General features: G+C 67.6%; 12 protein-coding genes. 8 read left to right on the top strand and 4 right to left on the bottom strand.

All coding sequences use genetic code 11. The features are described 5' to 3' along the window. The first annotated feature begins 113 nt into the window (after nucleotides 1–113). Nucleotides 114–572, top strand: a complete 459-nt coding sequence (locus tag LRA87_RS05475) for a hypothetical protein (protein ID WP_230629899.1) — start codon at nucleotides 114–116, stop codon at nucleotides 570–572. A 10-nt stretch (nucleotides 573–582) separates the two neighbouring features. Here the strand turns inward: LRA87_RS05475 and LRA87_RS05470 are convergent, their stop codons facing one another. From LRA87_RS05470 to LRA87_RS05460, 3 genes are read right to left on the bottom strand one after another with little or no spacing between them, the layout of a single operon-like run. After that, nucleotides 583–1716, bottom strand: a complete 1134-nt coding sequence (locus LRA87_RS05470) for a glycosyltransferase (protein ID WP_230629897.1) — start codon at nucleotides 1714–1716, stop codon at nucleotides 583–585. A 9-nt stretch (nucleotides 1717–1725) separates the two neighbouring features. Further along, a complete protein-coding gene (locus tag LRA87_RS05465) occupies nucleotides 1726–2961 on the bottom strand; it encodes a DUF418 domain-containing protein (protein WP_230629895.1) in 1236 nt (411 codons plus the stop codon). Beyond that, complete coding sequence (locus LRA87_RS05460; protein WP_230629893.1) at nucleotides 2958–3827, bottom strand: alpha/beta fold hydrolase; 870 nt, start codon at nucleotides 3825–3827, stop codon at nucleotides 2958–2960. Before LRA87_RS05460 ends, LRA87_RS05465 begins: the two co-directional genes overlap by 4 nt. A 50-nt stretch (nucleotides 3828–3877) precedes the next feature. On the opposite strand from LRA87_RS05460, the gene LRA87_RS05455 reads away from it, so the two are divergent. Beyond that, the gene (locus tag LRA87_RS05455; protein WP_230629892.1) at nucleotides 3878–5236 is read left to right on the top strand and encodes a protein adenylyltransferase SelO family protein; all 1359 of its coding nucleotides are present in this window, start codon (nucleotides 3878–3880) and stop codon (nucleotides 5234–5236) included. Nucleotides 5237–5313: 77 nt separating this feature from the next. Next, nucleotides 5314–6726 (top strand): succinylglutamate-semialdehyde dehydrogenase, encoded by a 1413-nt coding sequence (gene astD, locus LRA87_RS05450; protein WP_230629890.1) that lies wholly within the window; start codon nucleotides 5314–5316, stop codon nucleotides 6724–6726. Nucleotides 6727–6747: 21 nt separating this feature from the next. Here the strand turns inward: astD and LRA87_RS05445 are convergent, their stop codons facing one another. After that, nucleotides 6748–7902 (bottom strand): GNAT family N-acetyltransferase, encoded by a 1155-nt coding sequence (locus LRA87_RS05445; RefSeq protein WP_230629888.1) that lies wholly within the window; start codon nucleotides 7900–7902, stop codon nucleotides 6748–6750. A 163-nt stretch (nucleotides 7903–8065) separates the two neighbouring features. Here LRA87_RS05445 and cobA point away from each other — a divergent pair, with 163 nt between their 5' ends. The 5 genes from cobA (at nucleotide 8066) to LRA87_RS05420 (ending at nucleotide 12251) form a co-directional block, all read left to right on the top strand. After that, the gene (gene cobA / locus LRA87_RS05440) at nucleotides 8066–8857 is read left to right on the top strand and encodes a uroporphyrinogen-III C-methyltransferase (protein WP_230629886.1); all 792 of its coding nucleotides are present in this window, start codon (nucleotides 8066–8068) and stop codon (nucleotides 8855–8857) included. Beyond that, nucleotides 8854–9150 carry a DUF2849 domain-containing protein gene (locus LRA87_RS05435; RefSeq protein WP_230629884.1) on the top strand — a complete coding sequence of 99 codons (297 nt, stop codon included), beginning with the start codon at nucleotides 8854–8856 and terminating at the stop codon, nucleotides 9148–9150. The genes cobA and LRA87_RS05435 overlap by 4 nt, the downstream gene beginning before the upstream one ends. Before the next feature lie 297 nt (nucleotides 9151–9447). Further along, nucleotides 9448–11079, top strand: a complete 1632-nt coding sequence (locus LRA87_RS05430; RefSeq protein WP_230629882.1) for a nitrite/sulfite reductase — start codon at nucleotides 9448–9450, stop codon at nucleotides 11077–11079. Further along, entirely contained in the window at nucleotides 11072–11500 is a 429-nt protein-coding gene (locus LRA87_RS05425; RefSeq protein ID WP_230629881.1) for a DUF934 domain-containing protein, read from the top strand. The genes LRA87_RS05430 and LRA87_RS05425 overlap by 8 nt, the downstream gene beginning before the upstream one ends. Further along, entirely contained in the window at nucleotides 11493–12251 is a 759-nt protein-coding gene (locus LRA87_RS05420) for a phosphoadenylyl-sulfate reductase (RefSeq protein WP_230629879.1), read from the top strand. The genes LRA87_RS05425 and LRA87_RS05420 overlap by 8 nt, the downstream gene beginning before the upstream one ends. The last annotated feature ends 68 nt before the right edge of the window (nucleotides 12252–12319 follow it).

Here is a 12319-nt window from a genome sequence, read left to right as displayed (position 1 = left end):
CAACGCGCGTCCGTCCCCGATGCGTGGCAGAAAGCGCGCCTTAGCCGTCGGTTAACCTCGATCGTGCAGACAGGATCGCAGCTTTACGATGACATACGGGAAAGTATCGACGGATGGGGGTTCTCAATCACCTGATCGCGCCCAGGCGTCCGGCGCGCAGGCATCTCGCCGCGACGTTGCGCTCGCCGCTCGGTGCGCTGCTGCTGCCGCAGATCGAGCGACTGGGGCTGTCGGTCGGGGAAACGCCGGGCGATGGGCCGACGGGCTCGGCATGGTCGCGTGCCTATGTGCTGGGCGCGGCCTGCGCCTCGCTCCAGCATCAGGATGCGGCGCCGGCGAGTGACCGGGATTGCTTCGCCGTGGCGCTGACGGCGTTCGCGATGACCTATGGCGAGGAGCAGGCGCGCGACATACTCGCCGCCACCGTTGTCGCCGCCGAAGCGCACGAACCAGAGGTGGAGGATGGCCTGCTGCACGGCGCCAGCGATCTGGCGCTCGTCGCGACGGGACAGGCCGATACCGCCGCACTGCAGTTCGTCGTCAGGAATGCCGCGGAAATATCGGGGACCTGATTGCGGGCACCTATTCGAGCGCGCCCGGTCGCCGCATCGCCTCTGCGTACAATGCCTTGTAGCGCGCGATCATCACGCGCTCGTCGAACTCCGCGCGCGCCTTTGCCCGGTTCGCTGCGCCGACCCGCGACCGCAGGTCCGGATCGAGCACCAGCGCCTGCAACGCGTCGCGCAGCAGCACCTCGTCGGCGCCGGTAACGAAAGGGGCGTTTTCCGCCGACACCATTCGCGGCACGTCGCCGACGGGCGTGCTCACCACCGGCAGGCCGGCCGCCATCCCTTCGACCACGCTGATCGGAAATTGCTCGCTTTTCGACGACAGCGCGATGATGTCGAACGCGCCGATGTAGCGATACGGCCGATCGAGGAATCCAGCCAGCACTACCTTGTCGGCAATGTCCATCGCCCGCGCCGCTTGCAGGATCTGTTCGCGCTCGGGACCCTCACCGACGATCACCAGCCTGAACCGCCCCGACACACCGCCGCAGGCGCGGACGAGCAGCGGGAGGTCTTTCACCGCGCGCAGGCCCGCGAGCGCGCCGATCACGACCTCCTTCTCGTTGCGGACGAAGCCAGGGATGGCGCGCGGATCGGGCTTCTGGCCGTAGGCAGCGGTGTCGATGCCGTTGGCGATGCGGTGCACCCGCGCGGGCGGTTGCTTCCAGGTCTTCAGCGCGATCGCCTCCAGCACCTCGGATGGTACCACCAGGGCGTGCGCAGCGCCGAGCGCGATCCGGCGATAGACGTTGCGCTCGATCTTCAGCCCGCCGGCCTCGTCCGCGTTGAAGCCGTCCTCGTGATGGACCAGCGGCGGTGCGCCTTTGGCGAACACCCGCCGCGCCATCACGCCGTCGATCGCACCCCAATTGTAGGTCAGCACCAGATCGAAGCGCCGCATGTAGCGCGCCAGCGCCTCGTACCGCGCCACCGACGGACGTCCGGTCAGCGACGGGGGCTCCTGCGCCATTTCGTACCGGATGCCCCGGGCGATCGAATCGCGCGCGCCGAGCTGGTCGGGCACGCCGCTGACGATCGTATGCCGTGCTGCGTCGCCGAACGCATTCATCAGCCGCACGGCCCGCGCCTCCTTGCCACCGAGGCTGAAGCTGGAATGGAGGTGGAGGATGTGGATCGGCTGCGGCATGATGCCGCCTTAACCCGCCCGGCCTGCCGGAGGAAGAATGTTGCCACACCGCATCGGCAACCATCGCAGCTCGACCAGCGAACGCCACGCCCATTCCACCGGCGCGATCCGGTAACGCCGCAGCCACGCATTCGCCGCCCATAGCAGCAGCGCGTTCACAGCCAGCGCGAGCGCCATCAGCCACGCCCAGCCGAACGCGCCATACAACCCCAGCCCGAACGGCGAGAATATCAGCCACGACACGATCAGCGTCTGCGCGACGTACAGCGTCAACGCCGTCCGGCCCGCGGCGACGAACGGGCGAAGCCCGCGCGCACCCGCGACGGTCGTCACCGCCAGAGCGATGGCCGCGACATGGCCGCAGGTCATCGCCAGTCGCGCGACATCCTCCCACATCCACGCGATCTGCGCCCGCCCGTCGAAGCGGGTCGCCTCCCAGGCGCCATAGATGCGCAGCGGCAGGCCGATGCCGTATCCTCCCGCAAGCAGCCAGCGATAGCGCCGCCGCGACCAGTCGCCCTGCAAGATCCCCCAGCGGAACAGCGCCGCGCCGACCAGCATCGTCGCGGCGGCTTCCCACACGAACACGATTTCGTCGCTGTCCAGCCGGTCCAGCCCGACGCGGCGCTGCCCTTCGACCCAGGCGCGACGATCGCCGTGGCCGAATGCATCCTCCCGCCGTACCGCCGTCGCATCCGCTTCGGCCATCTGCGCCATGACCGGCCGCATCGGCTGCTGCACCGCGACCACGCCGATGACCAGGGTGAACGCCGCATAAGACAGACCGATCGTCAGCAACGCACGTGCCGGCAACGTCCGGAACGCACAGGCCAGCAATGCCGCGACCGCATAGGTGTGCAGGATATCACCGGGCCACAGCAACAGCATCATATGCGCCATCCCGAACATCCAGAGCACGACATTGCGCCAGCCGTAGCGCAGCGACACCGCCGCCGTGCCCGCCGATGCCGACGCGATCCGATCGGTGAGGATCAGCATGCCCGCACCGAACAGCATCTCCAGCAGCGCCCGCGCGGTCCCCTCGACCAGCAGCGTGCGCAGCCACCACGCCATCCTGTCCGCACCGCTCCAGCCGATGTGCCGGATATCGGACCAGTTGGCGGTCATCGACGCGCCCATCTCGCTGACGTTCATCAGCAGGATGCCGAGGATCGCGATGCCGCGCAGGATATCGAGCAACGCAATTCTCGGAGCACCATCCGGCTCTGCGCCGGGAACACTCACGCCCGCGCCTGCTCCAGCAACCGGTCGATCGGGCCGTGCAACGCGGGTTCCGCCAGTGTCGGCGCGTGGCCGACGCCCGGCAGCGTCACCAGTTCGGCTCGGTCGAGCGCCGCCAGCATCCGTTCCGCCACCGGCTGTGCCAGCACGTCCGATCGTCCGCCACGCACCAGCAGGACGGGCGTGTCCCGCAACGCCGATAGCGCCGCCCACATATCCGGCCCGGCCTCGTTACCCGGCGTCCGGAACGGCTCGGCGATCTTCAGGTCGTAGTCGAGCACGATGCGTCCGCTGCTGTTCAGCCGATAGACGCGCTTGGCCATCGCCAGCCATTCCTCGATATGCCAGTCCGGATAGACGTCGCCGTGCGCGTCGGCGAGGCTGCGCGCCGCGTGCATCCATGTCGGGCAGCTGCTGCCCTTGCCGACATAACCCCTGATCCGGCTGATACCCGCCGGGTCGATTTCCGGTCCGACGTCGTTGAGCAACGCCGCGGCGATGCCTGCGCCCGCCCCTGTCGCGGCCTGGGCGAGCAACATCGTCACGATGCCGCCCAGCGACGTCCCGATCGCGACGAGGCGGGTGATAGCCCTTTCGGCGAGCAACGCCTGCACATCGGCGACATAGGTCGCGGGCATGTAGGTCATCGGGTCCTTCGCGTATTCGCTCTTGCCGCGGCCACGAAAATCGACCGCGATCACCTGCCGTCGCCCCGCCAGCCGTGCGGCGAGCGCGTCGTAATCGCGCGCGTTGCGCGTCAGCCCTGGCAGGCACAGGACCGGTGGCAGGGCGGCGTCGCCCGGATACAGCCGGTAATGCAGCTTCAGCCCGTCGGCCGACATCCAATAGCAATTCTCGTAAGCGGCCATGAACGATCCTCGGGGTTGCACCCGGCGATGGGCGACCTCCATATCCACACATGCCTACTCACCCGCAAGCATACCGCCCCGAAGCCGCGCTGCTCGACCTCGGCCCCACGCTCTGGGACCCGGTGCATGCTGCCGATTTTCCTGAAACGACACTGCGCTTCCGCAACGAAACAGCGGCCGCACAGGTCGGTCTCGACACGCTGGACGATACGGAATGGACGCAAGCCTTCGGCCGCTTCGTGCCCCTCCCCGGCACGCTGCCGCAGCCGCTGGCGCTACGCTATCACGGTCACCAGTTCCGCCAGTACAATCCCGACATCGGCGATGGCCGTGGCTTTACCTTCGCCCAGATGCGCGACGATCGTGGCCGGTTGATGGATCTCGGCACGAAGGGATCGGGGCAGACCCCCTATAGCCGCTTCGGCGACGGCAGGCTGACGCTGAAGGGCGGGGTGCGCGAAATCCTCGCGACCGAGATGCTGGAGGCGCTGAACGTTCCCACCAGCCGGACGCTGTCACTGATCGAGACGGGCGAGGAATTGACCCGCGGCGACGAGCCGTCGCCCACCCGGTCGGCGGTGCTGGTCAGGCTCAGCCATGGCCATATCCGCATCGGCACGTTCCAGCGGCTCGCCTATATTCAGGACGAAGAGGGGATGCGTGCTGCCGTCCGCTATGTCCTCCATCACCTGTACGGCGAGGCATCGGACGACCCGATCCGGCTGCTGGACCATGTCGTCACACGCACCGCGACGCTGGCATCGCGATACATGGCCGCGGGGTTCGTCCACGGCGTCCTCAACAGCGACAATATCAACGTTACCGGCGAAAGCTTCGATTATGGCCCGTGGCGTTTCGCCCCGACCTGGGACCCCGCCTTTACCGCCGCCTATTTCGATCACGCCGGCCTCTACGCGTTCGGCCGCCAGCCCGAAGCGATCCATTGGGACGTGATGCAACTGGCGGCGTCGCTGCGCCTGATCGCCGACAGCGACCCGCTGATCGCGCTGCTCGAACAATTCGGGCCGCGCTATCAGCCGCGGATCACCGAATCGCTGCTTTGGCGGCTGGGCCTGCTTTCGCGGACCCCGGAAGAGGACCGGGCGCTGGTGCAGGCGATGGAACGCGCGTTGCGTACGACTGCAACGCCGATGGACCGGTTCTTCTTCGATGTGTTCGGCGGCGACCTTCCGGCCGGATATGGCGCGGAATGGGATGCCTTCCGCACCGCCGTCGCCCGCTACTCCCCCCGCAAGGACCGCAGCCATCCCTATTGGCGGGGCGAACCATGCAGCATGCTGATCGACGAGGTCGAGGCGATCTGGGCGCCGATCGCCGAGGCGGACGACTGGTCGCGGCTACACGCCAAGGTCGCGGCGATCCGGCAGATGGGGGATGCTCTCTCGTAGGATGTGCCTTCGTTCCCCCGTCTTGCCGCCAAGACACCATTCCCCTAACCCTCGCGCGCAGAGCTCAAAGGGCACGCATGGCTGACGTGATCATCTCGTACGAACCCGCGACCGGCGCGGAACTGTGGCAAGGGGCGATCGGCGATGCCGATGCCGAGGTATCGGCCGCGCGTGCCGGCTGGTCGGCCTGGGCCGCACTGCCGCTGACCGTCCGTATCGAAACCATGCGCCGCTTCGGCAACGTCGTCCGCCAGCGCCACGAACAATTCGCCGATCTGCTCGCTCGCGAAACCGGCAAGCCGCTGTGGGAAGCCCGGACCGAGGTCGATACGGTCATCGCCAAGGTCGATATCTCGGTCACCGCCTATGCCGAACGCACCGCCCAGCGTCGGCTCGATGCGCCGATGGGCAGCCGCATGGCGCTGCGCCACAAGCCGCATGGCGTGCTGGCGGTGCTCGGGCCGTATAACTTCCCGGCGCATCTGCCCAACGGCCACATCGTCCCCGCCCTGCTCGCCGGCAATGCAGTGGTGTTCAAGCCATCGGAAAAGACGCCCGCGACCGGTGCGTTCCTGGTCGACTGCTATCGCGCGGCCGGCGTTCCCGATGCGAACATCCGCCTGCTGATCGGCGGCCCGGCAGAGGGCAAGGCGCTCGCCGAACACCCGGAGATCGACGGCCTGCTGTTCACCGGATCGGCACGCACCGGTCTCGCGCTCAACCGCGCCTTCGCCGGCAAGCCCGAAAAGATCCTGGCGCTGGAGATGGGTGGCAACAACCCGATCATCGTCTGGGACACGCCCGACCTGCATTCGGCCGCGGTGCTGGTCATCCAGTCCGCCTTCACCACCGCCGGGCAGCGCTGCACCGCCGCCCGCCGCCTGATCGTCGAGGACCGGCTGTACGATCCGCTGGTCGAGACGATCAACACGATGGTCGGCCGCCTGATCGTCGGCGCTCCCCATGACGATCCGCAACCGTTCATGGGCCCGGTGATCGACAATCAGGTCGCCGACCAGCTGACCGAAAGCTTCCTCGCGCTGTTGATGCGCGGCGGCCGCCCGATCCGCCACCTCGAACGGGTGCAGGACGACCGGCCGTTCCTCGTCCCCGCGATCATCGACATGACCAACGCCACCGAGCGACCGGACATCGAGCTGTTCGGCCCGATCCTGCAGGTGTATCGCGAACGGGATTTCGACGCGGCGATCGCCACCGCCAACGACACCCGCTACGGCCTGTCCGCCGCACTCGTCAGCCAGACGCCGGCGCTTTACGATCGCTTCTGGTCCGGTATCCGCGCCGGCATCGTCAACTGGAACCGGCCGACCAACGGCGCGTCGTCTTCCGCACCGTTCGGCGGTGTCGGCTGGAGCGGCAACCATCGCCCCAGCGCCTATTACGCCGCCGATTATTGCGCCTATCCGGTGGTCAGCAACGAAGCCGAGGCGGCACGGGCGAATATCGGCATCGGCCTGCGCGACGCCTGATCGCCGCGCTTGCCGGTCGGGCTATTCGGCCAGCGCCATCGCGGCGGCGGCGAGCGCTGCCGCTGCCACCAGTTGCTCCCATCCCGATGACGGCTGCGGGCCCGGCCGTCGTCGCGGTTCACCCGGTTGCGCCACCCAGCTGCGGATCGCCGCCAGTCCGGCCGATGCCTCCGCACCTTCCCACCAGCGCCGCAGCAACGTCGCCAGCGAACGACGACGCACCAGCAGGCAATCGACCAGCACCGGACCCGCCACCGCGCCCAGATCCTGCTTGTAGCCGCTGTCGCCGGCACCGAGGTCGACCGTGTCGATCCCCTCGGCCCGCGCCCGGCGCAACTGGTGCGCGGTCACGATCCGCCCGACGCGCCAGGCGGCGAACGCCTCGTCATAGCTGCTGGCGATCGCATATTGCCGCGATCCTGCGGCCAGGTCGAAGCTGAACGCCACCGCGACGCCATCCACCGACAGGATGGTCGCGCTCAGCGCCTCCGCCAGCACCGGATCGGCCAGCACGCGCAGCCAGCGGTCGCGTCGTGCCGCATCGATGAACTTGGCTCCGCTGCCGTCCGTCCGCCGCGCGATCCAGCTCGCCGACTCGATCCGGCCGAGCGCTTCCAGCACCGCCGGCGTCCAGTCCGGGCCGCGTATCGTCGCGACCGCGACGGCACCCTGCGATGCCAGCTTGCGCTCATAGGCCGCCGTGCGTTTCGACCCCTTCGGATCGCCCGCGCAGAGGTCGAGGATGAAGGCGCGGCCGACGCTGCGCTTCATCACCGACCAGCCGGCACGCAACGCGCCGGTTTCCACCACCGCCATGGTGGCGTCGTCATAGGCGGGGCCGATCCGCAACACCGATGGCAAGGCGCGCGTCAGTCCCCGGCTGGCGAATAAGTCGGACAGCGCGACCGGACCGGCGTCGTCCGCCACCGCCATCCCGCGGAACGGCCAATAGCATCCGGGCACCGCGCGCGCGCCGATCACCGCCGGACCGACCGGTACGAACGGCAAGGCTGCGATGGGGACGCCGGATCGATCGCGCAGCAACGCGGTGCTCAGCCGCGCGCCGGCAAATCCCGCGAACCATCCTGCCCGCAGGAACCGCCGGTCCGCCGCCGCGGCGTCCGACACCAGATCGAGCGACGCCGGCACCCCGTCGTACAGCTGCACGGGATGCACGTCATGCCTGTCTCGGATACCGGTTCGCGTCACGTCATTCCCTTGCCCGGATCGGACCTACCGCCGAAACGTGACCAGAGGGTAACTGCGGCAAAAGCTCGCCTAAGCCGCGCCAAAGCAACGCTGGCTTGTTCGATGCGGGTATGGGGGCCATCTCCGGAGCATGGCCACGCTTCTCGATCCGAACGCCCGCGGGCGCGTCATTCTGGTGGGTGCAGGTCCCGGCGATCCGGGCCTGCTGACCGTCCGCGCCGTCGCCGCGCTGAAGAGCGCCGACGTCGTCGTCCACGACGGACTGATCGATCCCCGCGTGCTCGATATCGCGCCGCCCTCGGCACAGCGCATCTCGGTGGCCAAGCAGCGCGCCCGGCACACACTGCCGCAGGAGGCGATCAACGCGCTGATCGTCGCGCATGTGAAGACCGGCGCGATCGTCGTCCGGCTGAAGGGCGGCGATCCGTTCATCTTCGGCCGCGGCGGTGAGGAGGTCGAGGCGGTGCGCGCCGCCGGTCTGCCGGTCGAGGTCATTCCCGGCGTGTCGGCTGCACTGGGCTGCGCGGCGGAGGCGATGCTGCCGCTGACGCATCGCGATCATTCGAGTGCGGTGAGCTTCGTCGCCGGCCAGTGCAAGGGGTTGAGCGAACAGGACTGGTCCGGCCTCGCCGGACAGGGTCGGACATTGGTGATCTACATGGGCGTCGCCACGGCGAGCGACATCGCCGATAAGCTGATGGCGGACGGCGTCGCGCCCGACATGCCGGTCGCGGTGCTGGAACGCGGTACGCTGGCAGGATCGCGGGCGCTGCGCACGCTGCTCGCGGATCTCGGCCCGATGGTGACGCGGGAGGCGGTGCAGAGCCCGGCGATCATCGTCGTCGGCGAGGTCGTCGAACTGTCCGATGCGCAGGACAAGCTCGCGCGCTGGGCGCGGATCGCGGAGGAGACTGCGGCATGAGGCTGCTGACGGGCAACGACCTGCCGACCGGTGACGTCGTCTGGTGGACCGGTTCCGGCTGGTCGCGCCATGTCGAGGATGCCGTCGACGTCGGCACCGAAGGCGAAAGCATCCTCCAGGCGGAAGAAGGCGCGCGCCGCGTCAACGTGCCGTATCTGATCGATGCGGTGGCGACGGCGGATGGCCCACGGCCCGCGCACATCAAGGATCGTATCCGCGCGCTCGGTCCGACCGTGCGGCCCGATCTGACGCTGAAGCCGGCGGACCCCGATGCGGGAAGCTGGGTCATATGATCCACGCGAAGACGCCAAGGCGCGGAGAAAAGAAGACCCTTTCGTCCGTCATCCCGGCGAATGCCGGGACCCATGGTTTCAATTGGCTCGTCGTAGCGCGGACCAGCAGCCGCTTGCGTCCATGGGTCCCGGCGTTCGCCGGGATGACGGATTGGGATGAACGAAGCGCGCGGCCCCCTTCCTCTCTGCGTCCTCCGCGCCTCTGCGCGAACACCGCTGCCATATTCTCCTTCGCGCCTTTGCGCCTTTGCGTGAACCACATCGCCTTCGCCAAACACGAAGGCCGGAAAGCCGATCATGTATAAATACGATCAATACGACCAAGCCATCGTCGACGCCCGCGTCGATGAATTCCGCGATCAGGTCGAACGCCGCCTGTCGGGGCAGCTGACCGAGGATCAGTTCAAGCCGCTGCGGCTGATGAACGGCCTGTACCTTCAGCTGCACGCCTACATGCTGCGCGTCGCCATCCCCTATGGCACGCTCGACAGCCGTCAGATGCGGATGCTCGGCAGCATCGCGCGCGATTACGACCGTGGCTACGGCCATTTCACGACGCGTCAGAATCTCCAGTTCAACTGGATCAAGCTCGCCGACACGCCCGACATTCTCGCCAAGCTGGCGACCGTCGAAATGCATGCGATCCAGACCAGCGGCAATTGCATCCGCAACATCAGCGCCGATCAATATGCGGGCGCCGCCGCGGACGAGGTCGCCGATCCCCGCCCCTGGGCCGAGCTGCTGCGCCAGTGGAGCACCTTCCACCCCGAATTCAGCTATCTGCCACGCAAGTTCAAGATCGCGGTGATCGCCGCGGACGAGGATCGCGCAGCGATGCGGCTGCACGATATCGGCATCCAGCTGGTGACACGCGACGGCGAACTGGGTGGCAGGATCTACGTCGGCGGCGGCATGGGCCGGACGCCGATGATCAGCCACCTGATCCGCGACTTCGTCACCGCCGACGACCTGATGAGCTATCTCGAGGCGTGTCTGCGGGTCTACAATCGGTACGGTCGCCGCGACAACATCTACAAGGCGCGGATCAAAATCCTGCTGCACGAGATCGGCCCGGACGAATACCGCCGCCAGGTCGAGGAGGAGTTCGCGGCGGTGAAGCTGCTCGGCCTCGATCCGCCTCGCGCGGAACTGGCGCGGATCACCGCGATGTTCGCGCCGCCGGCATTCGACGCGGATGCACCCACCGCTATCGACCGCAGCGATCCCGACTTCGCCGTCTGGCTCGACCAGAACGTCGTCGCGCACAAACAGCCGGGCTATGCCATCGTCAACGTCAGTCTGAAGCCGGCGGGCGGTATTCCCGGCGACGCATCGGCGGACCAGATCGATCTGCTCGCCGATCTCGGCCAGCGCTTTTCGTTCGACGAACTGCGGGTCACCCATGCCCAGAACATCGTCCTGCCGCATGTCGCGATCCGCGATCTGAAAGCGGTCTGGAATGCGCTGACCGAAGCCGGGCTGGCCGAAGCGAACCTCGACCTCATCACCGATATCATCGCCTGCCCCGGCCTCGATTATTGCAGCCTCGCCAACGCCCGCTCGATCCCGCTGGCGCAGAAGATCGCCGCACGGTTCGCCGACCGCGACCGCCAGCGCGATTTGGGCGAATTGAAGCTCAAGATCAGCGGCTGCATCAACGCCTGCGGCCATCATCACGCTGGCCACATCGGCATCCTCGGCGTCGACAAGAAAGGCACCGAAAACTACCAGCTGTCGCTTGGCGGTTCGGGCGCGGAAGACGTCAGCCTCGCCAAGATCACCGGGCCCGGTTTTTCCGAAGACGGTGTCGTCGACGCGATCGAGCGCGTGACCAAGAAATACGTCGCGGTGCGCGAGGATGGCGAACGCTTTCTCGACACCTATCGCCGCGTCGGCTTCGAACCGTTCAAGGAGGCGATCTATGGTTGATGCCCTGCTTCGCTTCCGCGACGACGAACCGCATGACGAGCCTGCCGTGACGCTCGACGCCTTTCTGGGCCAGAGCAACGCCACCGCCGTCCGGCTCGAGGCGGGGGAGGATGCGCGTGCGCTGCTGCCGCAACTCGGCCAGCTGGCATTGGTAGAGGTCAGCTTTCCCACTTTCCGCGACGGTCGCGGGTACAGCGCCGCGCGCGTGCTGCGCGAGGCGGGCTATACCGGCGAACTGCGTGCGGCGGGCGACGTGCTGGTCGATCAATTGCCGCTGATGCGCCGTTGCGGGTTCGACAGCTTCTCGCCGCAAGCGCCGATCGACGGCGACGCACTGCAACGCAGCCTCGACCGTTACGACTATCGCTATCAAGCCGCCGCCGATCCGGCCGTGCCGGTATGGAAACTACGCCATGGGTGAGCCCGCCCGCCAGCTCGACACCATCGACGTCGCCCCGCCCTTCACCACCCGTGATGCCGCGGCGATGCAGATCCGCTTCGCCGGGGTTGCGGCGCAGGACATGCTGCGCGAGCTGCTGACCGGCGAGCTCGCCGGCCGGATCGCCTCGGTATCGTCCTATGGCGCCGAATCGGCGGTGCTGCTGCACATGGTGGCGCAGATCGACAAGGACGTGCCGGTCGTCTTCACCAACACCCAGAAGATGTTCGGCGAAACCCTCGCCTATCGCGATGAACTGTCGGAGCGACTGGGCCTGACCGATCTGCGCGTTTTTCGTCCCGATCCGCGTATGCTGGCGCTGAAGGATGCGACCGGTATGCGCTGGTCCTACGATCCCGACGGTTGCTGCGAGATTCGCAAGGTCGAACCGATGCGCCGGGCGCTCGCACCGTTCGATGCATGGATTTCGGGTCGCAAGGGCTTTCAGGCCGGCACCCGCACCGCGCTGCCGCGATTCGAGGAGGACGAGGGGCGGCTGAAGATCAATCCGCTGGCGGACTGGAACAAGGCGCAGCTCGACGGCTATTTCGAGGAACACGACCTGCCCCGCCACCCGCTGGAGGCGCAGGGGTATCTGTCGATCGGCTGCGCACCCTGCACCAGCAAGGTGAAGCCCGGCGAAGATCCCCGTGCCGGGCGCTGGCGTGGTTGGGACAAGGTCGAATGCGGCATCCACGTCTCTCCCCTGCCGACGGAAGACCCGATCTTCTGACGTCCACCGGGCCGCATCGACGGACGCCCCGTCGATAGACTATACCCGCGTTCCGAAGGCAGCGGAGC

The sequence above is a fragment of the Sphingomonas sp. Leaf37 genome, from assembly GCF_920939475.1.
Classification (GTDB): Bacteria; Pseudomonadota; Alphaproteobacteria; order Sphingomonadales; family Sphingomonadaceae; genus Sphingomonas.
This window is presented reverse-complemented; position numbering and strand designations above follow the sequence as displayed.

What these genes read in the sequence shown, in the direction of transcription:
- cobA (WP_230629886.1), top strand. Translation starts at nt 8,066, where the DNA reads ATGGCCACGCTTCTCGATCCGAACGCCCGCGGGCGCGTCATTCTGGTG.
- LRA87_RS05475 (WP_230629899.1), top strand. Translation starts at nt 114, where the DNA reads ATGGGGGTTCTCAATCACCTGATCGCGCCCAGGCGTCCGGCGCGCAGG.
- LRA87_RS05420 (WP_230629879.1), top strand. Translation starts at nt 11,493, where the DNA reads ATGGGTGAGCCCGCCCGCCAGCTCGACACCATCGACGTCGCCCCGCCC.
- LRA87_RS05430 (WP_230629882.1), top strand. Translation starts at nt 9,448, where the DNA reads ATGTATAAATACGATCAATACGACCAAGCCATCGTCGACGCCCGCGTC.
- LRA87_RS05460 (WP_230629893.1), bottom strand. Translation starts at nt 3,827, where the DNA reads ATGGCCGCTTACGAGAATTGCTATTGGATGTCGGCCGACGGGCTGAAG.
- LRA87_RS05455 (WP_230629892.1), top strand. Translation starts at nt 3,878, where the DNA reads ATGCCTACTCACCCGCAAGCATACCGCCCCGAAGCCGCGCTGCTCGAC.
- LRA87_RS05470 (WP_230629897.1), bottom strand. Translation starts at nt 1,716, where the DNA reads ATGCCGCAGCCGATCCACATCCTCCACCTCCATTCCAGCTTCAGCCTC.
- LRA87_RS05425 (WP_230629881.1), top strand. Translation starts at nt 11,072, where the DNA reads ATGGTTGATGCCCTGCTTCGCTTCCGCGACGACGAACCGCATGACGAG.
- LRA87_RS05435 (WP_230629884.1), top strand. Translation starts at nt 8,854, where the DNA reads ATGAGGCTGCTGACGGGCAACGACCTGCCGACCGGTGACGTCGTCTGG.
- astD (WP_230629890.1), top strand. Translation starts at nt 5,314, where the DNA reads ATGGCTGACGTGATCATCTCGTACGAACCCGCGACCGGCGCGGAACTG.